This window comes from Variovorax paradoxus, assembly GCF_000834655.1.
GTDB lineage: Bacteria > Pseudomonadota > Gammaproteobacteria > Burkholderiales > Burkholderiaceae_C > Variovorax > Variovorax paradoxus_F.
Genome location: NZ_JXQQ01000041.1, coordinates 20246 through 43750 on the forward strand (window position 1 = coordinate 20246; position 23505 = coordinate 43750).

At 68.4% G+C, this 23505-nt stretch carries 20 protein-coding genes and 1 tRNA gene; 12 read left to right on the top strand and 9 right to left on the bottom strand.

Annotated elements, in window-relative coordinates; all coding sequences use genetic code 11:
* Nucleotides 1-37 precede the first annotated feature (37 nt).
* Genes RT97_RS17550 through RT97_RS17565 form a run of 4 tightly spaced genes read left to right on the top strand, consistent with a single transcriptional unit; the run spans nucleotide 38 to nucleotide 6684 of the window.
* Complete coding sequence (locus tag RT97_RS17550; RefSeq protein WP_155403832.1) at nucleotides 38-796, top strand: CerR family C-terminal domain-containing protein; 759 nt, start codon at nucleotides 38-40, stop codon at nucleotides 794-796.
* Entirely contained in the window at nucleotides 793-2301 is a 1509-nt protein-coding gene (locus RT97_RS17555; protein ID WP_042580083.1) for an efflux transporter outer membrane subunit, read from the top strand. The genes RT97_RS17550 and RT97_RS17555 overlap by 4 nt, the downstream gene beginning before the upstream one ends.
* Nucleotides 2298-3548 carry an efflux RND transporter periplasmic adaptor subunit gene (locus RT97_RS17560; RefSeq protein WP_042580084.1) on the top strand — a complete coding sequence of 417 codons (1251 nt, stop codon included), beginning with the start codon at nucleotides 2298-2300 and terminating at the stop codon, nucleotides 3546-3548. Before RT97_RS17555 ends, RT97_RS17560 begins: the two co-directional genes overlap by 4 nt.
* Nucleotides 3549-3567: 19 nt before the next feature.
* Entirely contained in the window at nucleotides 3568-6684 is a 3117-nt protein-coding gene (locus tag RT97_RS17565; RefSeq protein ID WP_042580085.1) for an efflux RND transporter permease subunit, read from the top strand.
* A gap of 61 nt (nucleotides 6685-6745) precedes the next feature.
* Here the strand turns inward: RT97_RS17565 and RT97_RS17570 are convergent, their stop codons facing one another.
* Entirely contained in the window at nucleotides 6746-8101 is a 1356-nt protein-coding gene (locus tag RT97_RS17570; protein WP_080898340.1) for an alpha/beta hydrolase family protein, read from the bottom strand.
* Nucleotides 8102-8349: 248 nt separating this feature from the next.
* On the opposite strand from RT97_RS17570, the gene RT97_RS34020 reads away from it, so the two are divergent.
* The gene (locus RT97_RS34020) at nucleotides 8350-9291 is read left to right on the top strand and encodes a peptidoglycan-binding domain-containing protein (protein WP_042580086.1); all 942 of its coding nucleotides are present in this window, start codon (nucleotides 8350-8352) and stop codon (nucleotides 9289-9291) included.
* A gap of 56 nt (nucleotides 9292-9347) precedes the next feature.
* Here the strand turns inward: RT97_RS34020 and RT97_RS17580 are convergent, their stop codons facing one another.
* The 3 genes from RT97_RS17580 to RT97_RS17590 form a co-directional block, all read right to left on the bottom strand.
* Nucleotides 9348-10871: a tripartite tricarboxylate transporter permease gene (locus RT97_RS17580; protein ID WP_042580087.1), complete on the bottom strand. Its 1524-nt coding sequence runs from the start codon at nucleotides 10869-10871 to the stop codon at nucleotides 9348-9350.
* 1 nt (nucleotide 10872) lies between these two features.
* Nucleotides 10873-11421: a tripartite tricarboxylate transporter TctB family protein gene (locus RT97_RS17585; protein WP_042580088.1), complete on the bottom strand. Its 549-nt coding sequence runs from the start codon at nucleotides 11419-11421 to the stop codon at nucleotides 10873-10875.
* Nucleotides 11422-11560: 139 nt separating this feature from the next.
* Nucleotides 11561-12520, bottom strand: coding sequence for a Bug family tripartite tricarboxylate transporter substrate binding protein (locus tag RT97_RS17590; RefSeq protein ID WP_042580089.1), 960 nt, complete (start codon nucleotides 12518-12520; stop codon nucleotides 11561-11563).
* Between the two features lie 178 nt (nucleotides 12521-12698).
* Between RT97_RS17590 and RT97_RS17595 the strand changes: the two genes are divergently transcribed.
* From RT97_RS17595 to RT97_RS17615, 5 genes are all read left to right on the top strand, one after another.
* Nucleotides 12699-13379 carry a response regulator transcription factor gene (locus tag RT97_RS17595; RefSeq protein ID WP_042580090.1) on the top strand — a complete coding sequence of 227 codons (681 nt, stop codon included), beginning with the start codon at nucleotides 12699-12701 and terminating at the stop codon, nucleotides 13377-13379.
* A 12-nt stretch (nucleotides 13380-13391) separates the two neighbouring features.
* Nucleotides 13392-14837, top strand: coding sequence for a sensor histidine kinase (locus RT97_RS17600; RefSeq protein WP_042580091.1), 1446 nt, complete (start codon nucleotides 13392-13394; stop codon nucleotides 14835-14837).
* 12 nt (nucleotides 14838-14849) lie between these two features.
* On the top strand, nucleotides 14850-15284 hold the full coding sequence (locus RT97_RS17605) for an RNA-binding S4 domain-containing protein (RefSeq protein ID WP_013541870.1): 435 nt from the start codon (nucleotides 14850-14852) through the stop codon (nucleotides 15282-15284).
* A gap of 44 nt (nucleotides 15285-15328) precedes the next feature.
* Nucleotides 15329-16135, top strand: coding sequence for a PPK2 family polyphosphate kinase (locus RT97_RS17610; RefSeq protein ID WP_042580093.1), 807 nt, complete (start codon nucleotides 15329-15331; stop codon nucleotides 16133-16135).
* 148 nt (nucleotides 16136-16283) lie between these two features.
* Entirely contained in the window at nucleotides 16284-16472 is a 189-nt protein-coding gene (locus RT97_RS17615) for a hypothetical protein (RefSeq protein ID WP_052810687.1), read from the top strand.
* 59 nt (nucleotides 16473-16531) lie between these two features.
* Here the strand turns inward: RT97_RS17615 and RT97_RS17620 are convergent, their stop codons facing one another.
* On the bottom strand, nucleotides 16532-17203 hold the full coding sequence (locus tag RT97_RS17620; RefSeq protein ID WP_042580095.1) for a hypothetical protein: 672 nt from the start codon (nucleotides 17201-17203) through the stop codon (nucleotides 16532-16534).
* A 109-nt stretch (nucleotides 17204-17312) separates the two neighbouring features.
* Here RT97_RS17620 and RT97_RS17625 point away from each other — a divergent pair, with 109 nt between their 5' ends.
* Nucleotides 17313-17696, top strand: a complete 384-nt coding sequence (locus RT97_RS17625) for a c-type cytochrome (RefSeq protein WP_155403833.1) — start codon at nucleotides 17313-17315, stop codon at nucleotides 17694-17696.
* A gap of 1 nt (nucleotide 17697) precedes the next feature.
* On the opposite strand, the gene RT97_RS17630 is transcribed toward RT97_RS17625, so the two are convergent.
* The 3 genes from RT97_RS17630 to RT97_RS17640 all read right to left on the bottom strand — a co-directional run bounded on the left by RT97_RS17630 (nucleotide 17698) and on the right by RT97_RS17640 (nucleotide 22447).
* On the bottom strand, nucleotides 17698-19707 hold the full coding sequence (locus tag RT97_RS17630; protein WP_042580096.1) for a sensor histidine kinase: 2010 nt from the start codon (nucleotides 19705-19707) through the stop codon (nucleotides 17698-17700).
* Between the two features lie 78 nt (nucleotides 19708-19785).
* Nucleotides 19786-20244 (bottom strand): (2Fe-2S)-binding protein, encoded by a 459-nt coding sequence (locus RT97_RS17635; RefSeq protein WP_042580097.1) that lies wholly within the window; start codon nucleotides 20242-20244, stop codon nucleotides 19786-19788.
* A gap of 10 nt (nucleotides 20245-20254) precedes the next feature.
* Entirely contained in the window at nucleotides 20255-22447 is a 2193-nt protein-coding gene (locus tag RT97_RS17640) for a xanthine dehydrogenase family protein molybdopterin-binding subunit (RefSeq protein ID WP_042580098.1), read from the bottom strand.
* 186 nt (nucleotides 22448-22633) lie between these two features.
* Here RT97_RS17640 and RT97_RS17645 point away from each other — a divergent pair, with 186 nt between their 5' ends.
* Nucleotides 22634-23335: a Crp/Fnr family transcriptional regulator gene (locus tag RT97_RS17645; protein ID WP_042580099.1), complete on the top strand. Its 702-nt coding sequence runs from the start codon at nucleotides 22634-22636 to the stop codon at nucleotides 23333-23335.
* Between the two features lie 56 nt (nucleotides 23336-23391).
* On the opposite strand, the gene RT97_RS17650 is transcribed toward RT97_RS17645, so the two are convergent.
* Nucleotides 23392-23484 (bottom strand) — tRNA-Ser (locus RT97_RS17650).
* Nucleotides 23485-23505 lie beyond the last annotated feature (21 nt).

A 23505-nucleotide genomic window follows, 5' to 3' on the forward strand; every position in this document is an offset into this window, starting at 1 on the left:
TTAAGTAAATCAATCGTTTGATTTCGACCGTGGTCTAATGCCGGGCATGAACGCGAGGGATCCCATCACGACAACGCCGCGCCGCGCACCACGTGCCCCGCGCGCCGATGGCGCCGAAGCGCGCCATCGCCTGCTGCACACCGCGCTGCGGCTCTTCGCGCAGAAGGGCTTCGCCAAGACCTCCACGCGCGAGATCGCCCGCGAGGCCGGGGTCAACATCTCGGCGATCAGCTATTACTTCAGCGACAAGAACGGCCTGTACGGCGCCTGCTTCACCGAGCCGATGGGCGGCGACGGCAACGACCTGGTGGCGATATGCAGCACGCCCGGCCTTTCGCTGGAAGACGCGCTGCGCCTCTGTTTCACCTCGGCGATCGAGCCGCTCAAGCAGGGCGAGATCGTGCGGCAATGCATCCAGCTGCACATGCGCGAGATGCTGGAGCCCACCAGCCAGTGGGCCGAGGAGCTGGAGCGCGACATCAAGGGCCCGCACCGGGCCATCGTCGAGCTGCTGTGCCGCCACCTGAAGCTGGACCGCGCCGACGACGACATCCACCGCCTCACGTATGCGATCACCGGGCTCTCGATGCAGCTCTACGTGAACCAGGATTTCATCGAGGCCGTGAGGCCCTCGTTGCTGCGCACGCCGCGCAGCATCGACGCCTGGGCCGACCGGCTGACGGGCTACGCCATCGCACTGGTGCAGGCCGAGGCCGCACGCCGCAAGGCCCTGGCCAACGACGAGAAAACCGCAACCGCGCCTGCGCCCGCACGCGCCGCGAGAAAGAAGCCATGAGACGACTCCGACTGATCGCCACCCTCTGCCTCCCGCTGGGCCTGGGCCTCGCGGGCTGCAGCCTCATGCGCCCGCCGGCCACCGTCGAGGCGCCGTTCCCCCCGCAATGGAATGCGCCCCTGCCCCATGGCGGCTCGCTTGCCTCGCTGGCCGACTGGTGGCGCCAGCTCGACGATCCGCTGCTGGTCGAGCTGATCGCCGCGGCCGAGGCCGCCAGCCCCAATCTCGCGAGCGCCGCAGCGCGCGTGGCCGAGGCGCGCTCCACGCGCGTGCAGGCCGGCGCGGCGCTGCTGCCCAGCCTGGACGGCAACCTCACGGCGAGCCGCGGGGTCTCGGGCTCGTCCTTCAGCGGAGGCGGCACCGGCTCGGGCTCGTCTGCGTCGTCGTCTTCGGGCAGCAGCGCCGCTGCAGCCACCGCGCCGCTCACCACGCTGCAGGCCGGCCTGCAATCCAAGTGGGAGATCGACCTCTTCGGGCGCCTGCGCGCCGACCGCGACTCGGCCCAGCAAAAGCTCGACAGCGCCACCGCCAAATGGCACGACGCGCGCGTGGCCGTCGCGGCCGAAACCGCCAACGCCTATTTCGCCGAGCGCGCCTGCTGGCAGCAGCTGCGCGTGTCCGAGTCCGACGCCAGGTCGCGCAGCGAAACCTCGCGCCTCACCGACCTCTCGGCCGGCGCCGGCTTCACCGCACCGGCCGATGCCGCGCTCGCCCGCGCCAGCGCCTCCGACGCCTCGGGCCGCCTCACGCAACAGCGCGCCCTGTGCGCGGTGCAACGCAAGGCGCTGGTGGCGCTCAGCGGCATCGACGAACCCACGCTAGCGCAGAAGCTCGCCGTCTCGTACACGCAACGCGCGCTGGCGGTCATGGGCAGCATCGAGAGCGTGCCGGCCGCGGCGCTGTCGCAGCGGCCCGATGTGTACGCGGCCGAACTCGCCGTGGCATCGGCCAGCGCCGACGTGGGCTCGGCCGAGGCCGAGCGCTATCCCAAGCTCAGCATCTCGGGTTCGATCGGCCGCATGCAGATCCGCACCAGCGGCTTTCGCGAGTCGCTGGAGACCTGGACGGTCGGGCCGGTGTCGCTCACCGTGCCGCTGCTCGACGGCGGCGCCCGCAAGGCCAACACCGATGCGGCCAAGGCGCGCTACACCGAGGCGGTGTCGCTCTATCGCGCGAACGTGCGGCAGGCGGTGCGCGAAGTGGAAGAAGCGCTCGTCAACCTCGACGCGACCGATGCCCGCACCACCGACGCCGACAGCGCGGTGAAGAACTACCAGGCCTCCTTCGACGCCACGCAGGCGCGCTACAGCAGCGGCCTGGCGAGCCTGTTCGAGCTGGAAGACTCGCGCCGCACCCTCTTCACCGCGCAGACCGCGCGCGTCACGCTGCAGCGCGAACGCGCCGAAGCCTGGGTTTCGCTGTACCGCTCGATGGGCGGCGGCTGGAACCGGCCTGAATCGTCAATGACCTCTTCCTCGACCTCTACGGTTGCGACGTCACCATGAAAACAATGAAGCGTTCCACCCTCGTCATCGCGCTGATTGCGCTCGTCATCTTCGCCGTTGCGGCCGTGTGGCTCGTGCGCAAGCCCTCGGGCACGCCCGCAGAGCAGGCCGCGGCAGCCAAGGGCAAAGACGGCGCGCCGGCGCCCAAGCCGTCGCTCACCGTGACTGTCGCCAAACCCGAAGCCACCGAGCTGACCGTGACCCTCGCGGCCAACGGCAACGTGGCGGCCTGGCAGGAGGCGGTGATCGGCTCCGAGTCCAACGGCCTGAAGCTCGCCGAGGTGCGCGTGAATGTGGGCGACGTGGTCAAGAAGGGCCAGGTGCTGGCGGTCTTCTCGCCCGAGACGGTGCAGGCCGACATCGCGCAGTCGCGCGCCTCGCTCGCGGAAGCCAAGGCCACGGCGGCGGACGCTGCCGGCAACGCTGCGCGCGCCCGCACGCTGCAGGCCACCGGCGCATTGAGCCAGCAGCAGATCAACCAGTACCAGACCACCGAGCAGACCGCCAAGGCGCGCGTCGAGGCGGCCGAAGCCGTGTTGGCCGCGCAGCAGGTGCGCGGGCGCAACACGCAGGTGCTGGCACCCGACGACGGGGTGATCTCCGCGCGCACCGCCACGGTGGGCAGCGTGGTCGCGGCGGGCACCGAGCTCTTTCGCCTGATCCGCCAGGGCCGCCTCGAATGGCGCGCCGAAGTGACCTCGGCCGAACTCGCGCGCATCGCGGTCGGCACCCCCGCCTTCGTGGTCAGCGCCAGCGGCGCGCAGGTGCGCGGCAAGGTGCGCAGCATCGCGCCGACGGTCGATCCGCAGACGCGCGCGGCGCTGGTCTACGTCGACCTGCCCACGGTGCTGCAGAACACCGGCGTGAAGGCCGGCATGTTCGCGCGCGGCGACTTCGAACTGGGCCGAAGCTCCGCGCCCACCGTGCCCCAGGCCTCCATCGTTCCGCGCGACGGCTTCAACAACGTGTTCGTGCTGCAGCCGGACAACCGCGTGCAGCAGCTGAAGGTGCAGGTCGGCCGCCGGCTGAACGACCGCATCGAGGTCACCAGCGCACTGCCTGAAGGCGCACAGGTCATCGTGCAGGGCGCGGGCTTCCTGAACGACGGCGACCTGGTGCGCGTGGTGGCGGCAACGCCGCCGGCAGCAGCGGCAGCGACGACGACATCGGCAGCGCAGCCGGCGAAGTCCGCGGCATCCGCTGCCGACCCGGCAACGTCCGCGGCTTCCGCCGCGGGTGCCAAGTAAGACAAACAAGGACACGCTCATGAACGTTTCCGCCTGGTCCATACGCAACCCGATTCCGGCGGTGATGCTGTTCGTGCTGCTCACCTTCGGTGGGCTGCTGTCGTTCAACGCGATGAAGGTGCAGAACTTTCCGGACATCGACCTGCCGACCGTCACGGTCTCGGCGTTGCTGCCCGGTGCCGCGCCTTCGCAGCTGGAAACCGACGTCGCGCGCAAGCTCGAGAACTCCATCGCCACCGTGCAGGGCTTGAAGCACATCACCACCAAGGTGCAGGACGGCGCCGCCACGCTGATCGTGGAGTTCCGCCTCGAGAAGCCCGTGCAGGAAGCCGTGGACGACGTGCGCTCGGCGGTGCAGCGCGTGCGCGCCGACCTGCCGGCCGACGTGCGCGACCCGGTGGTCACCAAGCTCGACCTGGCGGGCCAGCCGGTGCTGGCCTTCACCATCTCGTCATCGCAGCTGGACGCGGAGGCGCTCAGCTGGTACGTGGACAACGACATCACCAAGAAGCTGCTCGCGCTGCCCGGCGTGGGCGCTGTGAACCGCGTGGGCGGCGTCACGCGCCAGGTGCACATCGACCTGGACCCGGCCAAGCTGCAGGCGCTGGGCGCCTCGGCCGGCGACATCTCGCGCCAGCTGCGCCAGGTGCAGGTGGAAAGCGCCGGTGGCCGTTTCGACCTGGGCGGCAGCGAGCAGCCGGTGCGCACGCTCGCCACCGTGCAGTCGGCCGACCAGCTGGCCGACATCCAGATCGTGCTGTCCGACGGCCGCCGTGTGCGGCTCGACCAGGTCGCGCGCATCAGCGACACCTTTGCCGAGCCGCGCTCGGGCGCGTTGCTCAACGGCAAGCCGGTGGTGGGCTTCGAGGTGGCCCGAAGCCGCGGCGCGAGCGAGGTGGAAGTGGGCCGCGCCGTGCAGAAGGCTCTGGCCGACATGCGCGCGCAGCGCCCCGACCTCGAACTGACCGAAGCCTTCAACTTCGTCGACCCGGTGGAAGAGGAATACAACGGTTCGCTGCACCTGCTCTACGAGGGCGCCATCCTGGCGGTGATCGTGGTGTGGCTCTTCCTGCGCGACTGGCGCGCCACCTTCGTCTCGGCCGTGGCGTTGCCGATGTCGGTGATTCCGGCCTTCATCGGCATGTACCTCCTGGGCTTCTCGGTCAACGTGATCTCGCTGCTCGCGCTCTCGCTGGTGGTCGGGATATTGGTGGACGACGCGATCGTGGAGGTCGAGAACATCGTGCGGCACCTGCGCATGGGCAAGACGCCCTACCAGGCGGCGATGGAGGCGGCCGACGAGATCGGCCTGGCGGTGATCGCCACCACCTTCACGCTGATCGCGGTGTTCCTGCCCACCGCCTTCATGAGCGGCGTGGCCGGCAAGTTCTTCAAGCAGTTCGGCTGGACGGCATCGCTCGCGGTGTTCGCCTCGCTGGTGGTCGCGCGGGTGCTCACGCCGATGATGGCCGCCTACATCCTGAAGCCCATCGTCGGCGAAGAGAAGGAGCCCGGCTGGCTGCGCTGGTACATGCGCGCGGTGGAGTGGAGCACCCACAACCGCTTCAAGACGATGGTGCTGGCCACCCTCTTCTTCTTCGGGTCGCTGGCGATGATTCCGCTGCTCAAGACCGGCTTCATCCCGCCGGACGACAACTCGCAGACGCAGGTGTACCTGTCGCTCGCGCCGGGCTCCACGCTCGCGCAGACCACCGCGGCCGCCGAGGAAACGCGCAACCGCGTGATGAAGATCGCGCATGTGAAAAGCGTCTACACCACGGTGGCCGGCGGCAGCGCGGGCGGCGACCCCTTCGCCAGCTTCGGCACGCCCGAGACGCGCAAGGCCACGCTCACCATCAAGCTGGACGAGCGCGGCGACCGGCCACGCAAGCAGGTGATCGAGAACCAGATCCGCGCCGCGCTCGAAACCCTGCCCGGCGTGCGCAGCACCGTGGGCCTGGGCGGGTCGGGCGAGAAGTACATCCTGGCGCTCACCGGCGAAGACCCGGTGGCACTGGCGACCGCCGCCAGCGCGGTCGAGAAAGACCTGCGCACCATCGCCGGGCTGGGCAACATCACCTCCACTGCGAGCCTGATTCGCCCCGAGATCGCCGTGCGCCCCGACTTCGCGCGCGCCGCCGACCTGGGCGTGACCAGCGCGGCCATCGCCGAGACGCTGCGCGTGGCCACGCTGGGCGACTACGACCAGTCGCTGGCCAAGCTCAACCTCGCGCAGCGGCAGGTGCCGATCGTGGTGAAGCTGGAAGACTCGGCGCGCAAGGACCTCGACCTGCTCGGGCGCCTCTCGGTGCCGGGCGCGCGCGGGCCCGTCATGCTGAACCAGGTGGCCTCGCTCACGATGGAAGGCGGCCCGGCCGTGATCGACCGCTACGACCGCTCGCGCAACGTCAACTTCGAGATCGAACTTTCCAGCGTGGGCCTGGGCGATGCGAAGACCGCGGTGATGGCCCTGCCCTCGATCCAGAAGCTGCCGCCCGGCGTGCGCGTGACCGAGGTGGGCGACGCCGAAGTGATGACCGAGCTCTTCGCGAGCTTCGGCCTCGCGATGCTCACCGGCGTGCTGTGCATCTACATCGTGCTGGTGCTGCTGTTCAAGGACTTCCTGCACCCTGTGACCATCCTGTGCGCGCTGCCGCTCGCGCTGGGCGGGGCCTTCGTGGGCCTGCTGATCGGGCAGAAGGCGCTCTCGATGCCCTCGCTGATCGGCCTGATCATGCTCATGGGCATCGCGACGAAGAACTCGATCCTGCTGGTGGAATACGCCATCGTGGCGCGCCGCGACCACGGCATGAGCCGCTGGGACGCGCTGCGCGACGCCTGCCACAAGCGCGCGCGGCCCATCATCATGACCACGCTCGCCATGGGTGCCGGCATGCTGCCGATCGCCGTGGGCTTCGGCGCCGCCGACTCCAGCTTCCGCTCTCCAATGGCGATGGCGGTGATCGGCGGGCTGATCACATCGACGGTGCTGAGCCTGCTCGTGGTGCCGGCGGTGTTCACCTACATCGACGACATCGAGCACTGGATCAAGCGCACCGTGCGCAAGCTGCGCGGGCAGCCGGCCGACCCGCACCTGGACGACGACCTGGCCGAGACGCCGCGGCCTGCGGGCTGATACGTTCCCGTCCCCTCTCCCGATCGCGGGAGAGCGGGAGAGCGGGAGAGGGAGCCGCCCCTCAAGCTGCGAACGTCGTATCGAGCCAGTCGCCGATGCGCGCCATCGCCAGGCGCTGCGCCCCCGCATGGCAATGCGCGCCGGCACCCAGCGTGTCGTCGAGCGCGAGAAATGTCTTCGGGCACGTCAGGTGCGCATACAGCGCCTCGGGCTGGCCCATGAAGAACATGTCGTTGGCGGCGGCGCACACCAGCGTCGGGCACTGGATGCGTTCGGCCACGCCGTCGGCCACGTTGTAGTCCAGCAGCGTCGAGAGATAGCCCCGCGCCGTGCCCTTGCCGGTGACCCAGGCGCCGTGGCCGAAGGCCCAGCGCGCCTGCGCGTCGCGTTCGGCCACCTGCGCGAGCGCCTTGTCGATGTCGGGTGCCGAGGGCGCGGTGAGCACGCGGCGCGCCACCTCGCGCTGGCCGCCGAACAACGGGAGCGTCTTCTCGCTCATGTCGTAGATGCCGTCCAGCGCGATCAATGCACGGACGCGCGGCTCGAACGCCGCCGCGCGCGGTGCCAGCACGCCGCCCAGGCTGTTTCCCAGCAGCGCGACGCGCCGGGCATCGACGTCGGGCCGCGCCAGCACATGGTCGAGCACCGGGCCGACCACGCGCTCCCAGTCGGGCCGCAGCACCAGGCCTTCGCGGTGCATCGGACCGGGCTGGCCGGGGCCGTCGAAGCTCAGCACGTTGTAGCCGCGCTCGGCCAGCGCGGCGGCGGCGACGTAGTGCATCTCTTCCACCGAACCGTCGAAGCCGTTGTGCATGACCACGGTCGGCCGGCCCTTGCCCGTCTTGCCTGAGGCGCGATAGAAGTAGCCCGGCAGGCTCGTGCCCTCGTAGCGGATGCGCACCGGCTCGATCGCGCCATCGGTGAGCCGCACGGCCGCGCGGAAGCACTCGACGCTGCGATCGTAGGCCGCATTGATGCGCGGGTCGGAAGGGTTGCCGTGCAGGAAGAACTCCGCGCTGCGGTAGTAGTTGGAGGCGCGAAAGAACCCGTCGCGCGCGCTCACCGCGTGCCCCGCGGCCAGGCTCTTCTGGGCCTCGGCGGCGACCCGCTCGGCGGTGAGGCGCCATTCGTCGTGCCAGCTGTCGTAGTCGCCGCCGCGGATGCGCTGGGCGGTGACCACCACCTCGCCGAAATCCGCGCCGCCATAGGCGATGTGGCCGAAGGAGCGCAGCGTCTCGTACCAGAAGGTTTCGTCCTTCTCGAAGAGAAAGGGCTTGAGGCCCGGCGCGGCGGATGCGAGCGGCGCGGCAGGCGCAGCGGCAGCGGCCGCGGCCGGTCGGGCCTCCTGCGCCTTCGCTCCCAAGGCGATGGCACCGGCGGCGGCGAGGATCGAGCGGGCGAAATGACGGCGTTCCATGGCGAGTTCCTTTCGTGGGGTTGCGGCCGGCGAAGACGGACGGCGTCTTCTGGTTCGGCACTCTAGGAACGCACGCCGCGCGGCGCATCCGCCGTGCGACGAAATGCATCGGACACAGCGCGAACGGCCACCATGGCGCGCCAATGGTTGTCCCGTTCGGCCGGCGAAATAGGCTGCATGGCGGATTTCGCGAACGTTCGCCGATTCGAATAATTTGCCTGCACTTCACTGGAGACAGAGGCCCCGCCATGACACGAACCACCCTGCGATTCGGCTCCTTCGGCCCCGACGTCTCGCTGCTGCAATCGGCCCTCAACGCATGGGTGGCCTCCAGGCTTCCGCAGTTGGTGGCAGACGGCAAGTTCGGTCCCATGACCAGTTCGAAGGTCAAGGAGTACCAGGGCTTCTGCAAGCTGGTGCCCGACGCCGTGGTCGGACCGATGACCTGGGGCGCGCTCGAAGTGCTGATTGCGCAGGTGCTGGGCCTGGGCGGCCCCCCGGCTCCGCCGCCGCCGCCCGGCAAGAAGGCGGGCTCCGAACTCGGCGCCAGCGTGGTGGCAACGGCCGAAGCGATGCTGGCCAAGTGGGGCTGGACCGCCTCTTCGCAGCCCAGCCAGAGCCTGGAGCGCATCGCCGCGGCGCTGTGTGCCAACCCCGCGAGCCCCACCCGCCCGCGCCAAGGCGGCATGGCGCTGCAGAAGATCTTCCAGGATGCGAACGTGCCCGGCGGCTACATCGGCCGCTGCCCCACCATCACCGCGCAGGCGGTACAGAAATGGCAGGAAATGGACGCCGGCGCCTGGCGCAACGCCAACGACCTGTGCGCCTGGTGCGGCATCTTCTGCATCTTCGTCTACCGCACCGCGGGCATCAGCGTGCCGGGCGGCTGGGCGCAGCACAGCAAGAACGTGTTCGACGACACGGTGTTCCACCGCATCACCAGCTACCAGGCCGTGTTCCCGGGCTGCATCGGCGTGGTGAGCGGCATCAAGCCGGGCGGTCGCAACCACCACTTCATCGTGACCTCGAACGCCAACGACCGCATGGAGAGCATCGACGGCAACGCCTTCGGCCCCGACGCCAACGACAAGAGCAAGGGCAACAAGAGCGTGATCGCGCGCAACGCCTACACCTACGGACAGTTGCAGCAGGAGACGGCCTACTTCCTCGCGCCGGTGTCCGCGGCCTGAAAGCAGAAAGCCGCGGGGCCTGGGCGCCGCGGCTTTTTTCGGAGAACGCGAAAGACTCAGGCGTCCAGCTGCGCCAGCCGCTTGAGCTTTCGTTCGCTCATGCGCTTGGCCAGTCGCGGCAGCACCAGCACGGCCACCACGATGATCACCAGCGCGATCGACATCGGACGCTGGAAGAACACCGCCGCGCTGCCCTCGCCGATCGACATGGCGTTGCGCAACTGCGCTTCGGCCAGCGGCCCGAGGATCATGCCGACCACCACGGGAGCGGTCGGGAAGTCGAAGCGCCGCATCACCACGCCCAGGAGGCCGATGGCGTAGAGCAGGAACAGGTCGAACGCGCTCTGGCGCATGCCGTAGGCACCCACCGTCGCGAAGATCAGGATGCCGGCGTAGAGCTGCGGCTTCGGAATCTTCAGGAGCTTGACCCACAGGCCGACCATCGGCAGGTTCAGCACCAGCAGCATCACGTTGCCGATGTAGAGCGACGCGATGAGCGCCCACACCAGCGCGGCCGACGTGGTGAAGAGCTGCGGACCCGGCTGGATGCCGTAGTTCTGGAACGCGCCCAGCAGGATGGCGGTGGTGTTGGAGGTCGGGATGCCCAGCGTGAGCAGCGGGATCAGCGCCGCCGTCACCGTGGCGTTGTTGGCGGCCTCGGGGCCGGCCACGCCCTCGATGGCGCCGGTGGTGCCGAACTCGGCCTTGGCGTCCTTGTCCTTGGCGAGCTTCTTTTCCGTCGCGTAGCTCAGGAAGGTCGGGATCTCGGTGCCGCCGGCCGGGATGCAGCCGAACGGCGTGCCGATGGCGGTGCCGCGCAGCCACGCGGGGATCGAGCGCTTCCAGTCGCGCTTGGTCATGTGCACGCGGCTGAGCTTGTTCTGGCCCTCGACCACCTTGCCCTCGTAGAGCACGGCGTAGAGCACTTCGGCCACCGCGAACAGGCCGACCGCGACCAGCACGATCTCGATGCCGTCGAGCAGTTCGGGCACGCCGCCGGTGTAGCGGCCCTGGCCGGAGATCTGGTCCAGGCCCACGCAGCCGGCTGCGAGGCCGACGAACAACGCCGTCATGCCGCGCAGCGTGCTCTTGCCGAGCACCGCGCTCACCGTGGTGAAGGCCAGCAGCATCAGCAGGAAGTACTCGGGTGGGCCGAGCTTGACCGCGAACTCGGCCACGAAGGGCGCGAACAGCGTGACGATGACGGTGGCGATGGTGCCGGCCACGAAGGAGCCGATGGCCGCGGTGGCGAGCGCTGCGCCCGCCCTGCCGCTCTTGGCCATCTTGTTGCCTTCCATCGCGGTCACCATGCTGGCGGTTTCGCCGGGCGTGTTCAGCAGGATCGAGGTGGTCGAGCCGCCGTACATGGCGCCGTAGTAGATGCCGGAGAAAAAGATCATCGAGGCCGTGATGTCGACCTTGCCGGTGATCGGCAGCAGCATGGCCACCGCCACGGCCGGGCCGATGCCGGGCAGCACGCCCACCGCCGTGCCCAGGGCACAGCCGACCAGGCACCAAAGCAGATTGATCGGGGTGATCGCCGTGGCGAAGCCCGTCATGAGTGCGTTGAAGATTTCCATGTCAGAGCCACCCGGTCGTTGTGAGGCCCGGCAGGCTGATGGCCAGGAATTTCGTGAACATCCAGAACACCGGGGCGGCGATGAGCGCGCCGGTGACGAAGTCGATGGCGAAGGTGCGCGGCGAATTCACGCCGCCCTGCCCGCTCGCGCGGCGCAGGCCCTGCACGGCCAGCACGTAGCACAGCGTGCAGCTCAGGATGAAACCCAGCGTGGTGATGAGCGCCGCGTTGAGCAGCAGGCCTGCCGAGACCCAGACGAAGCCGGGCCAGTAGGCGCGGTCGGCGCCCGTGGGCGGATCGAGTTCGCGAAAGCCGCCGGTGCGCGCTTCCCAGAGGATCCAGGCGCCGCAGAGCACGAGCACCAGGGACACCATCCAGGGCAGGAAGTTGGGGCCGACGCCGCCGTAGCCGGCTTCGGACGAAATGCCGATGGCGCCGAAGGCGAGCGCCAGGCCGGTGAGCAGCACGCCCGCGCCGACGAGGGTTTGCGGCCAGACGGCCGCCTGGGCGGCCGCATCAGGCGACGAGACCGAGGATTCTGGAGTTGTCATTTTTTCTCCCGGAGTCGGAGTACGAGAAGTCCCCTTCCAGGAACACCGCGGAACCGGCTTTGCCGGGCCGCAGGTGTTGCCCCCGGTAGGGGGAAGGCGTTGCGACACGAAGTGCGCGCAGCCTGGGGGCGAGCCAGATTCAGACCATGCCGGACTTGGTCATGATGGCGCGCAGGCTCGCGAAGTCGTCATCGACGAACTTGGCGAACGCATCGCCCGAGATCACGGCCGGCGTCCAGTCGTTCTTCTTGAGCGACTCGGCCCACGAACCGCTCTTGAGCGCGGCCAGCACCATGTCGGTCAGTGCCTTGCGCTGCTCGGCCGAGATGCCCGGGGCGCCGTACACGCCGCGCCAGTTGCCGATTTCCACGTCGATGCCCTGTTCCTTGAGCGTGGGCACGTTGATCCCCGGCAGGCGTTGGGCCGAAGTGACGGCGATCGCCTTCATCTTGCCGGCGGCGATGTATTCGGCGAATTCGCTGTAGCCGCTGCCGCCCACCGTGACGTTGCCGCCCAGGATGGCGGCGGTGGCTTCGCCGCCTCCGCGGAAGGCCACGTAATTGATCTTGGAAGGATCTGCGCCGACCTTCTGCGCGATCATGGCCGCGGCGATGTGCTCGGTGGAGCCGCGCGAACCGCCGCCCCACTTGACGCTCCCCGGGTCCTTCTTGAGCTGGTCGACCACGTCCTTCATGGTCTTCAGGGGCGAATTGGCCGGCAGCACGAACACGTTGTATTCGGTGGTCAGACGCGCAATGGGGGTGGCCTGCTCCAGCTTGACCGGCGGCTTGCCGGTGATGATGCCGCCCAGCATGACCGAGCCCATGACCATCAGCGCATTGGCATCGCCCTTGGAGCCGTTCACGAACTGGGCCAGGCCCAGCGCGCCGGCGGCGCCGCCCTTGTTGTCGTAGGTGACGGTGTCGGCCACCTTGGCGTCGCTCAGGGCCTTGCCCAGTGCGCGGCCGGTGGTGTCCCAGCCGCCGCCCGGGTTGGCGGGGATCATCATCTTGACGTTGGCTGCAGCACGCGCCGAGAGCGGCAGTGCGCCGGCGGCGGCCAGGGCGGCCAGGGACTTCAAAAAGGTATCGCGACGCATCGTTGTCTCCAGAGGGGCTGAAAGAAAGGTGGCAGAACCTGAAAGAACCTGACTCAGGCCTGAGCCGCTATCATGCGCCGCCCCGCTGTCAGTTGGCTGTCCGCCAGACTGGGGAAAACACCAAAGTATCCACAGCGCCCTCCCGCCATTTCTCGCGTGACTCCCACATGACTCCCGTATGAAGCTGCTGCTGGTCGAAGACGATCCCTCGATGCAGATCACGCTGCAGCGCGCCCTCGCCCGCCGCCGGATCGACGTGCGCGTGTGCGGCGACGGGGCCGAGGCGGTGGCGCAGTGGCGCGCCATCGAGCCCGACGTGGTGGCGCTCGACCTGAGCCTGCCCAACCTGGACGGCCTGCAGGTGCTGGCCCAGGCCCGCGCCGAGGGGCTGCGCACGCCGGTGCTGCTCCTCACGGCCCGCGGCACGGTGGGCGACCGCATCGTGGGCCTGAACGCCGGCGCCGACGACTACCTGCCCAAGCCCTTCGACCTCGATGAGCTGGAGGCCCGCATCCGCGCGCTGCGCCGGCGCAGCCAGAGCGCGGGGCCCGACAACGGCCTGAACCCGCAGGAGATCGGCGGCCTGCGCTTCGAGCCCGACAACGGCGCCATCTACAACCGCGCCGACCTGCTGGAGCTCACGCCGCGCGAACTCGCGCTCATGAAGGCGCTGATGATGAAACCGGGCCATGCGGTGACCAAGGAGCGCCTGTTCGAGTTGGTGTTTCCGGGCGAGACCAACGTGCAGTACGAGGCCATCGAGGTGGTGGTGTATCGCCTTCGCAAGAAACTCGTGGGCACGGGCGCGGTGCTGATGACGATGCGCGGCCTCGGGTATCTGCTGCGGCCCGAGGCCTGACGTGAAGGCCGCATGAGAAAGGTTTCCTCGCTGCGCGCGCGGCTGCTGCTGGGCATCCTCGCGCCGGTGGCGGTGTTCATCGTGATCAACAGCGTGAGCCTCTACCGCCAGAGCCTCGCGGCAGCCACCACGGCCTACGACCGCACGCTGCTCGCCTCGGCCAAGACCATCGGCGAGCAGCTCGACGTGGAAGGCTACGACGAGCAGGCGCAGCTGCGCGCCATCGTCCCCTACTCCGCGCTGGAGGCCTTCGAGGCCGACAACCGCAGCCGGCTCTTCTATCGCGTGTCGGCGCTCAACGGCGACCTGATCTCGGGCTTTGCCGAGCTGCCGTTCTGGCGCGGCCGCATTCCGGACCGCAGCGCCTACGCGGCGCTCGTCGATTTCTACGACGCGCAGTTCCGCGAGCAACCCGTTCGCGTCGCGGTGCTGCTGCAGCCGGTGGCGAGCGCCCGCGGCCGCGGCATGGCGGTGGTGCAGGTGGCCGAGACGCTCGAGCTGCGCGAGACCCTGGTGCGCAAGCTCTTGCTCGACACGCTGTGGCGTCAGTTGCTGCTGATGGGTGTGATCGCCGGCGTCACGGTGTTCGTGGTGCACCGCGCCACGCGACCGGTGCGCGAGTTGGGCGAAGCCATCGAGAAGCGGCCGGCGGACGATCTCTCGCCCATCGATGCGCCCGATGCGCCCCGCGAGCTGCTGCCGCTGATCGACGCCACCACCGAAGTGATGGGCCGGCTGCAGCGGCTGCTCGACCACCAGAAGCGCTTCGTGCGCGACAGCGCCCACCAGCTGCGCACGCCGCTGGCGGTTCTCAAGGCGCAGGTGCAGTCGGCGCGCCGCGGCGACGTGGCGCCCGAGCAGGCCTTCGGCGAGATCAGCCAGACGGTCGAGCGCGCCACGATGCTGGCCAACCAGATGCTCTCGCTCGCGAAGGTGGAGCAACTGCGCCAGCAGCCCGAGTCGGTGACGCTGGATCTGGGCGAGGTGGTGCGCAACGTCGTGCTCGACCTGTCACCGCTGGTGGCCGACAAGGCGCTCGATTTCGAGCTGGCCGCGGACGAGCCGGTGACGGTGCGCGCGCACCAGTGGATGCTGCAGGAGCTCACGCGCAACCTGCTGCACAACGCGATCAAGCAGAGCCCGCAGGGCGCGGCGCTGTCGGTGAGCGTGCGCGCCGTCGACGGCCAGGCGGTACTCGCCGTGCGCGACGAAGGGCCCGGCATTTCGCCCGAGCTGCGGCAGCGGCTGTTCGCGCCGTTCTCGGCCGGCAGCACGTCGAGCGGCTCGGGGCTGGGCCTGGCGATCTGCCGCGAGATCGTGCTGGCGCTGGACGGGCGCATCGACCTCGATAACCGCACCGCGCAGGGCCCCGCGCACAACACCACGCAGGACAGCGCCACCAGGGTCATCGGGCTGGACGCCGTCGTGCATCTGCCGCTCTGGCGGCACAATTCCTGATCTATGGAATCTCTGGAACGTCTGCGTATCGACAAATGGCTCTGGGCCGCCCGCTTCTTCAAGACGCGTTCGCTGGCCGCGGAGGAAATCGGCAAGAACCGGGTGCAGGTGAACGGCGACGTCGCCAAGGCCTCGCGCGAGGTGAAGGCCGGCGACACGGTGACGATGCGCCTGGGCGTGCAGACGCGGACCGTGACGGTGCGCGGCATCAGCGGCCAGCGCGGGCCGGCGCCCGTCGCCCAATTGCTCTACGAGGAAACCGCGGAGAGCATCGCCGCCCAGGCTGCCCTGCGGGAGCAACGCCGCATGGGCAGCGAGCCGGCCCTGGCCATCGAACAGGGCCGCCCGACCAAGCGCGACCGGCGCGATCTGGACGGCGCGGTGCGCCACGCCGAGTGGGACAACCGCTGGAGCGCATCGATCGACCCGGAAGACACCGAGCGCTGATCGCGTACGCTGCACATCTTTCTTTCGTCAAGGGGTTCCGCTTCATGGCCAGCTTCAAGAAATACCGCGTCGGCAGCAAGTTCAAGCTCTCGCAAGTCGACCCCGGCGACACCGCCTTCTGCGAGGGCGACGAAGCGGCCCAGCGCGAAGAGGTCGACGCGATGGCCGTCGAGCTCGACGAGTTGCAGAACCTGCTGCACGCAGAAGGCCGGCGCAAGGTGCTGCTGGTGCTGCAGGGCATGGACACCAGCGGCAAGGACGGCACGGTGCGCTGGGTGTTTTCGCGCACCTCCCCGCTGGGCGTGCGCGTGGCGGCCTTCAAGGCGCCGACCGAAGAAGAACGGGCGCGCGACTATCTCTGGCGCTGCCACGCCGTGGTGCCGCGTAGCGGCGAGATCGCCGTGTGGAACCGCAGTCACTACGAAGACGTGCTCGTGCCGGTGGTCGAAGGCTGGATCGACAAGGCCGAAGCCAAGCGCCGCTATGCGCAGATCAACGACTTCGAGCGGCTGCTGGTCGAGACCGGCACGGTCATCGTCAAGTGCATGCTGCACATAGACAAGGACGAGCAGCGCGAGCGGCTGCAGGCCCGCATCGACACGCCCGGCAAGCAGTGGAAGTTCAGCATGGGCGACCTGGAGGTGCGCACGAAATGGAGCGCCTATCAACGCGCCTATGAGCACGCGCTCGCGGCCACCTCGACCGAGCACGCGCCCTGGTATGTGATCCCGGCCAACAGCAAGCGGCACCGCAACCTGATGGTTGCGCAATTGCTGATGAAGACGCTGCGGCAGATGAAGTTCCAGGTCCCGCCGCCGGACCCGGCGCTCAAGGGAATGATCGTCAAGTAGGCCGGTGCCGTTGGTTGCAGCGGCGTCGCGCCACTGCAACGTCCTGTTTGTAAAGTGCTTACAGGCCTACGAGGTCATGCACCGCCGCAAACTAAGGTTCATGCCGTACCCGCTTTGAGGTGCATTCATCAACCCGAAGGACTCCAACATGAAAAAGATACTCTTCGTTCTCGCCGCCTGCGTGCTCTCGAGTGCGGCCCTCGCGCAACCGGCGCCCCGCCACGGACCGGGCTACGACCGCCCGCATGCGGCGCCGCATCACCGCAAGCACAAGGTCTGGGTGCCGGCGCACCGCGAACATGGCCGCCGCGTGCCGGGCCATTACGTCTGGCGTTGAAGCGCTGAAAAAAGAAGCCGGCATGAAAGCCGGCTTCTTTTTGTTTGGCCTGAAGAAACTCAGGAGCGGCGCACCGGCGCCTGCGCCAGCACGCGGCACTTGCCGAATTCGCAGCGCACCGCCCAGGTGCCGCCGTTTTCGCAAGGCACGTTGTACGACTCAAAGCCCGGGCCCTTGGCCGTGAGTTCGGCGCGCGGATGCACGTTGCAGCGACCGGCCTTGGCCAGCGATTCGACGTTGTAGGTGTCGATGCCCGTGCGGCGCGGCTTGGCGGCGACGACCGGATCGAAGGTGTGGCCATAGAAGGTGTCGCGCACGTCCGGGTCGAGGTTGCGATAGCCGCGCTTGGCCATGCAGTGGACGATGGCGATTTCCTGGTGCTCGGCCATGAGCTCAGACGTGGGGCGACCGTTCCAGTCGATGACCGCTGCGCTGATGCCGGTGTACGAAGCGGCAGCCACGATGCCCTGGCCGTGCACCGTGATCAAACCGAGACCGAGGGCCAGCCACATGGCATCGCCGGTTTCGCTGCGCGCCGTGATGCGGGTGGCAGCGGTGCGGCAGGCCTGCACGTCGCTGTCGTAGCGCGCCTTGTCGACGCCTTCCATGGCGACCAGCGGCACGTAGGTGAGACCAGACCCTGTGCCCGGTTCGGTCGGCACCAGCGGCGCCCTGGCGGTACAGCCCATCAGGGCGACAGCGGCGAACGCAATGCTCAGCAACAGCTTCATAGGATTCCCTCGTCCTCTTTCGCGATAGTTGCGCGGATTTAACCATACATATAGTTACTCTTGAATCGGCTTGTCGCGAATGCACGACGACCGGCGCACGCGTGCGACCATGCATTTCCTCGCCCTCGCAGGGCTGCAAACCAAAGTCCCCTTGAAGTTCTCGACTCCCGCCCTTCTCACTTTTCTGTCGATTTGCTGCGGCGCTTCGACATCCGTCGCGCAGACCGCGCCGCCTGCGGACCTGCTGCGGAAAAACGGCTGCATGGCCTGCCACGGCCTCGTCCACAAGCAGGTCGGACCGGGGTTCGCGCAGATCGCGGACCGCTATCGGAACGATCCGGCAGCGCCGCCCCGCCTGGCCGAGAAGATCCGCAACGGCAGCGTCGGCACCTGGGGCCGGGTCATCATGCCGCGGCAGAGCCTCGTCTCGGAGGCCGATGCGCGGGTGCTGGCGAGCTGGGTGCTGTCGCAGCCTTCACCGGGCACGAAGTAACTCACGAAGGCCGAACGGCCTTTTCTCCATCGGTTTTGCGCTGAAGCGGCAGCCAGAGCGTGAAGCGCGTGCCGCCGCTGCCGGACTCCCAGTTCACGGTGCCGCCGATCGCCATGGCGCGCTGCTGCTGGTTGCGCAGCCCCCGGCCGCTTTGCTGCAGGGCCTTCTCCACGTCGAAGCCCGCGCCGTTGTCCTCGATCACCACGCAAACGCCCTCGCCCACCGTCGCGGTGCTGAAAGAGATGGTGGTGGCCCGCGTGTGACGCAGCACGTTGGCGATGCACTCCTGCATGATCCGCAGGATGTGCAGCGCGCTGCCCGGATCCAGCCACGGCAGTTCGGGCACGGGTTGCACTTCCCAGCGCAGCGCCACGCCTGCGCTTTCGATGCGTGGGGCCAGGCGAAAACGCAATGTGGCGAGCAGCAGCAGCAGGTCGGCGTCCACGTTTTCCATGGAGTCGATCGCCAGCTTCAGGTCGTCCATGCAGCCCTTGAGCACATCGGAGATTTCGGCGTCGTTCATCGCGCCCCGCTCCACCGAACGGATGGCGCTGATCAGCGAGGAGCCCAGCCCGTCGTGCATGTCCTGCATCAGGCGCCGGCGCTCGGCGTTGAGCATCTGCTGGTTCTCGATCACGCGCAGCCGCTGGTAGCTTTGCTCCAGCTCGGCTTCGCGTTCCTGCAGGCGCTGGGCTAGGCCCTTGTTCAACCGGGCCACCTCGGCGAAGGCGCCGGTGTAGCGCTCGAACATGATGTACGAGAAGACGAAGAACAGGCTGATGATCGCGTAGGGCGAGGTGTAGACGCTCTCCGGGCTCACCAGGTTGTTTTGCAGGAGCCCGTCGTAGGAAGTGAACGTGACGGCAAAGACCGTCCAGCCCGCCACCAGCCGCCCCTCGGGCAGCTTCGCGCGCAAGGCCTTGCGCAGGTTCACCGCGAAGATCAGCACTGCGACGGGCAGCACCATCAGGTTCAGCAGCGGCGTAATCAGGTAGAGGCTCGCGATCGAGGGCGACAAGTGCGGCAGCGTGGCGATGCTGCAGGCCGTTGCCAGCGTCACCGACAGGCGCGTCAGCCACGGCGAGGGCTGCTGGTGCAGCCGCTCCAGAAAGAGGTGGATGGCAACGATCAGCCAGAGCAGCGAGGCCACGGTCATCCACTCGAACAGCTCGTCCGAGATGGGGAGGTAGCTGCCACCCGCGTAGTAGTGCACCGTCCGCAGGAAGGCGAGCGCCGAGATGGCGAAGAACAGCAGGTAGAGCGATTCACGCCGCTTGCCCAGCCACACCGCGAAGGCGAAGGCACCCACCGCCAGGAACGCCGCGCTGCCCATGAACGGCAACTGCACCTGCAGAAGCTGGCGAGCCTGGTAGCGCCACACCAGCGATGCCTGGTCGCCCACCCATACGGTCGAGAAGCCGCTTCCGCTGCTGCGCAAGCGGTCGACGCGGATCAGCACGGTGGCCGGCGACGGCGTGCCGGCGGCTGCGTTCAACGGCAGCAACAGCGGATGGTTGTAGCCGTTGTGGATCGGGCTGCCATGCGATTGGTAGAGCAGCACGCCGTCGCCGTACACCGCGATGTGGCCCAGGGTCTTCCAGCGCGGAAGGTAGAGAAGCCGCTGCTGCGCCGACGGCGCCAGCCCCGAGAGATCGATGCGGTACCAGTCGGTGAGGGTTCGCACGCCGCCCTCCGGCGTGGGGACCAGTTCGCGATCGGCGGTGTGCGGCAGGCTGATCTCCCGCCAATCGTTGCCCGGCAGGTTGGCCTCCTCCGCAAGCCGCGGCGGGTCGGTGTAGCCGGTGCCGGGAATGGTCAGCAATTCGGCACGGGTGATGTGGACCGCGCCGTCGCCTTGCAGCGTCTCGCCCGCTACCGGCGATTCGCCGGCGTGCGCCAGATGCAACGCCAGCAACGGCAAGACCAGGCACAGCGTCGCGATCCATTGCCCCGTCTGCCGGCAGCCCTTGCGGATGGCGTGTCGGCAAGGGGAAACGGGAGACGTGTGCATTAGTTAACAATTATGTCTCCCCCTCGTTGCGAGCCGCAGGCGCCAATCAGCGCCAACCTCGCCGCAGCGCGCGCCCCGCTAGCCCATCATCGCGGCGGCCGCCTTGATGGCTTCGCGAATGCGGCCGTAGGTGCCGCATCGGCACACGTTCTCGATGGCATCGATGTCGGCATCGGTCGGGTTGCGGGTGCGCCGCAGCAGGTCGACCGCCGCCATGATCTGCCCGGGCTGGCAGAAGCCACATTGCGGCACGTCCAGGTTCATCCAGGCCTGCTGCACCGGATGCAGCACGTTGCCGTTGGCCAGCCCCTCGATGGTCGTCACCTGGCGGCCACGCACATCGGCCACCCGCGTGGAGCACGCGGTGACCGCCTTGCCGTCCACATGGCAGGTGCAGGCCTTGCACACGTTGATGCCGCAGCCGTACTTCGGGCCGGTGATGCCGAGCTTGTCGCGCAGCACCCAGAGCAGCGCCATGTCGTCGGGCGCCTCGACGTCGACGTTGCCGCCGTTCACCTTGAAAGATTGCACGGGCATGGCGGGCTCCTCAGGTGGGTACCGGCACGACGACCGGGTTGGGCAGCTTGCCCGGGGGGATGGGGGTGAAATCGACGGGGAAGTTCAGCGGGAAGCTCCTGGGCTTGCGGCCGGTGGCGCGTGCGTACGCGTTGGCGATGGCGCCCGAGCTGGCCGACAGGCCCACCTCGCCGAGCCCGCCGATGGCCTCGCCGGTGGTGGCCGGCATGATGATCACCTTCACGTCCTTCGGGTAGCTCTTCATGCGCGCGAAGTGGTACTGCGAATAGCTGCCCTCCAGCGGCAGCCCGTTCTGGATGTGCAGCCCGGCCGTCAGAACGATGGAGATCGACTCGCACAGCCCGCCCTGCATCTGCGCCTCGATGCCCGACGGGTTGATGGGCGTGCCCACGTCGATCGCGATGGTGGCGCGCACGACCTTCAGGTCGGTCGGCACCCGCGCATCGATCTCGACGATGCAGGCCGTGAACGACTTGGACTCCTGGTGCACGCCCACGCCCTGCGCAAAGCCCGCCGGCATGGCCTTGCCCCACTGCGCCGCCTCGGCCGCCGCCTGCAGCACCTTGCGAGCGCGGGGCAGCCGCAGGTATTCGAGGCGGAACGCGACCGGGTCCTTGCGCAGCGCCCGGGCCATGTCGTCGACCAGAATCTCCTCCACCAGGCGCGAAGGCTGGATGTGCACCGAGCGGTACGAGCAGGTGTTCATGTCGATCGGCACCGGCGTCAGGAGCTTGGTGGTCACGCCGAAGTTGTAGGGCGAGGTGACCATCGTCTTGAACATGATCTGCTCGATGGCGAAGTTGCCCACCGTCTGCGGAAAGCCGTTGGGCAGCGCGATGGCCGCGGCACCCAGCATCTCGCCGAAGCCGTGGCGCGTATCGAGGCGCACCCCGGCGATGCGCTGCTCGAAGGCGATGACCTGGCCCAGCAGCATCGTGGCGCGCGCCCGGTGGAACATGGGCGGCCGCACGCGGCCGTGGCGCATGTCGTCGGTGCGGTGGTACATCAGCCGGCAGGGACGGCCCAGTGCCTTGGAGGCCTGCACCGCCTGCAGCGTCGCGTCCCAGAAGAGCCGCCGCCCGAACGAGCCGCCCGAGGGCACCGCGTGCACCTTCACCTTGTCCAGCGGCAGCCCCAGTTCGACGGCAATGGCCTGCTGCGTGACGATCGGGCTCTGCAGCCCGGACCAGATCTCCGCCCGGTCGGCGCGCACATCGGCGATGGCGCATTCGGTTTCCATCGGGCAGTGCGACACCGCCGCGAACTCGAACTCGCCCTCCACCGTGAGCGCACCCAGCGGCGGCAGCAGGAACGGCAGCAGCGCACCCTTGAGCTTCTGCTGGATGCTGGCGTTCGACTCGCCCGCCACCGGCCCCGCGGTCCAAGTGACGTCGAGCGCATTCACCGCGGCCCAGGCCTGCCCGAAGGTCTCGGCCATCACCGCTACGCCGGGCGGCGTGGGCACGATGCCGTTGGTCGCGGGAATCGGCGCGATGCCCAGCACGCCCGGCATCGCCGACACCGTGTTGAGGTTGTTGATGCGCACGAACTTGCCGTTGATGGTCGGCGGGCGGCACACCATGGTCGGCATCGCCTCGGGCACCGCCTGGTCCATCGAGAACTTCTTGCGTCCGGTCACGATGTCCAGCGCGTCCAGGCGCGTCGTGCGCTGGCCGACGACCCCGTTTGCGCTGCCCGAGAGCAACCCGCCCAGGCCGCCCAGCAGCGGCATGCCTGCGTGCAGCGACCGCACGCTCGAGGAGCCGCCGGTGAGCTGGTTGAAGACGAGCTCGGGGCTGGCGTCGGCCGAGCCGACCTCGATTGCGCTCAGCGGCAGGCGAAGCTTGTCGGCCAGCATCATCGCGGCGGCAGTGGCAATGCCCTGCCCCGACTCCAGCCGCGGAAGCTCCAGCCGCACGCGGCCATTTGCGATGTTGCTCACCTTGACCAGCGGCATCGTCGGCAGCGCCGTGAGCGTCACGGCATCGCCGATGTCGATCAGGTCGGTCGTGTCGGGGGGCGTCATCGGCAGGATCGCGGCCTTGGCCGACGAGGGGGCTGCCAGCCCGCCAAGGCCCACCGCAGCGGCTGAAACCAATGGCGCGGAAGCCGCGTACCCCAAGAGGTCGCGCCGGCGCATGCCAGGGGGTTCGTCCTGGCGCGGCAGATGCGTGGGGAGCGCGCCGGATTCGGGATGTTCCATCCTTGTCTCCTGTCTTATGGTTGTGGCGAACAGGAGTCAATATGTCATGATCATTGCGCCGAGAGTGTCGTTTCAAAGACATTCCTTACGCACGGCTCCGCGGGCCTTTCCATGCAGGTCCGCGGACGTGGAGAAGTGAGCAAGCCAGCCAGCTGAAAAGCAAGCAAGCGAGCGAGGGAAGCACATATGTCGTCGAACGCCATGGAGACCATGCTCCGCGGGAGCCTCTGGGCAGAGACCCTCTCGGCCGAGGAGCTCGACCGCGTGGTGCGCGAGTCGTACGAGCGCGAAGTGCCGGCCGGCGGGTTCGTGCTGCGCCGCGGCGAATCGGCCAATCTCTGGCTCGGCGTCATCGAGGGCCTGGTGAAGATGTCGGTCTCGCTCGCCGATGGGCGCATCTCCACCTTCACCGGCGTGACCACCGGCGGCTGGGCGGGCGAAGGCTCGCTGCTCAAGCCCGGCCCATGGCGCTACGACGGCGTTGCCATGCGCCCGACGCGCATGGCCTGCGTGCCGCGCCACACCTTCGAGCGCCTGGTGTCGACGAATCTCGACTTCAACCGGTTTCTCCTGCTGCACATCAATGCGCGGCTGAGCCTGTTCATCGGGCTCATGGAATTCGACCGCCTACTGGGGCCCGATGCGCGCGTCGCACGGTGCCTGGCGAGCCTGTTCGACCCGATCCTCTATCCGAAGACGAGCAGCTTCGTGCGGCTGAGCCAGGACGAGATCGGCCTCCTGTCCGCCGTCTCGCGCCAGCGCGCCAACCGGGCCCTGCACGAACTCGAGCGCGTGGGGCTGCTGCGGGTGGAACACGGTGGGGTCGAGGTTCTCGATCTGGCGGGGTTGCGCAGCTATCTCGGGGAAGGGGCTGCGCTGGCGTCGTGATGCGGGGTGCCCAAAGAAAAACCCCTGCAGTCTTGCGACTGCAGGGGTTTTGATCTTGGCGGAACCGGAGGGATTCGAACCCTCGATGAGGCTCTACACCCCATACTCCCTTAGCAGGGGAGCACCTTCGGCCACTCGGTCACAGTTCCTGAAAGAAGCCGAGATTATGC

Coding starts and splice junctions, on each gene's coding strand:
- RT97_RS17550 (WP_155403832.1), top strand. CDS start 38: ATGCCGGGCATGAACGCGAGGGATCCCATCACGACAACGCCGCGCCGC.
- RT97_RS17555 (WP_042580083.1), top strand. CDS start 793: ATGAGACGACTCCGACTGATCGCCACCCTCTGCCTCCCGCTGGGCCTG.
- RT97_RS17560 (WP_042580084.1), top strand. CDS start 2,298: ATGAAAACAATGAAGCGTTCCACCCTCGTCATCGCGCTGATTGCGCTC.
- RT97_RS17565 (WP_042580085.1), top strand. CDS start 3,568: ATGAACGTTTCCGCCTGGTCCATACGCAACCCGATTCCGGCGGTGATG.
- RT97_RS17570 (WP_080898340.1), bottom strand. CDS start 8,101: ATGGAACGCCGTCATTTCGCCCGCTCGATCCTCGCCGCCGCCGGTGCC.
- RT97_RS34020 (WP_042580086.1), top strand. CDS start 8,350: ATGACACGAACCACCCTGCGATTCGGCTCCTTCGGCCCCGACGTCTCG.
- RT97_RS17580 (WP_042580087.1), bottom strand. CDS start 10,871: ATGGAAATCTTCAACGCACTCATGACGGGCTTCGCCACGGCGATCACC.
- RT97_RS17585 (WP_042580088.1), bottom strand. CDS start 11,421: ATGACAACTCCAGAATCCTCGGTCTCGTCGCCTGATGCGGCCGCCCAG.
- RT97_RS17590 (WP_042580089.1), bottom strand. CDS start 12,520: ATGCGTCGCGATACCTTTTTGAAGTCCCTGGCCGCCCTGGCCGCCGCC.
- RT97_RS17595 (WP_042580090.1), top strand. CDS start 12,699: ATGAAGCTGCTGCTGGTCGAAGACGATCCCTCGATGCAGATCACGCTG.
- RT97_RS17600 (WP_042580091.1), top strand. CDS start 13,392: ATGAGAAAGGTTTCCTCGCTGCGCGCGCGGCTGCTGCTGGGCATCCTC.
- RT97_RS17610 (WP_042580093.1), top strand. CDS start 15,329: ATGGCCAGCTTCAAGAAATACCGCGTCGGCAGCAAGTTCAAGCTCTCG.
- RT97_RS17615 (WP_052810687.1), top strand. CDS start 16,284: ATGAAAAAGATACTCTTCGTTCTCGCCGCCTGCGTGCTCTCGAGTGCG.
- RT97_RS17620 (WP_042580095.1), bottom strand. CDS start 17,203: ATGAAGCTGTTGCTGAGCATTGCGTTCGCCGCTGTCGCCCTGATGGGC.
- RT97_RS17625 (WP_155403833.1), top strand. CDS start 17,313: ATGCATTTCCTCGCCCTCGCAGGGCTGCAAACCAAAGTCCCCTTGAAG.
- RT97_RS17630 (WP_042580096.1), bottom strand. CDS start 19,707: ATGCACACGTCTCCCGTTTCCCCTTGCCGACACGCCATCCGCAAGGGC.
- RT97_RS17635 (WP_042580097.1), bottom strand. CDS start 20,244: ATGCCCGTGCAATCTTTCAAGGTGAACGGCGGCAACGTCGACGTCGAG.
- RT97_RS17640 (WP_042580098.1), bottom strand. CDS start 22,447: ATGGAACATCCCGAATCCGGCGCGCTCCCCACGCATCTGCCGCGCCAG.
- RT97_RS17645 (WP_042580099.1), top strand. CDS start 22,634: ATGTCGTCGAACGCCATGGAGACCATGCTCCGCGGGAGCCTCTGGGCA.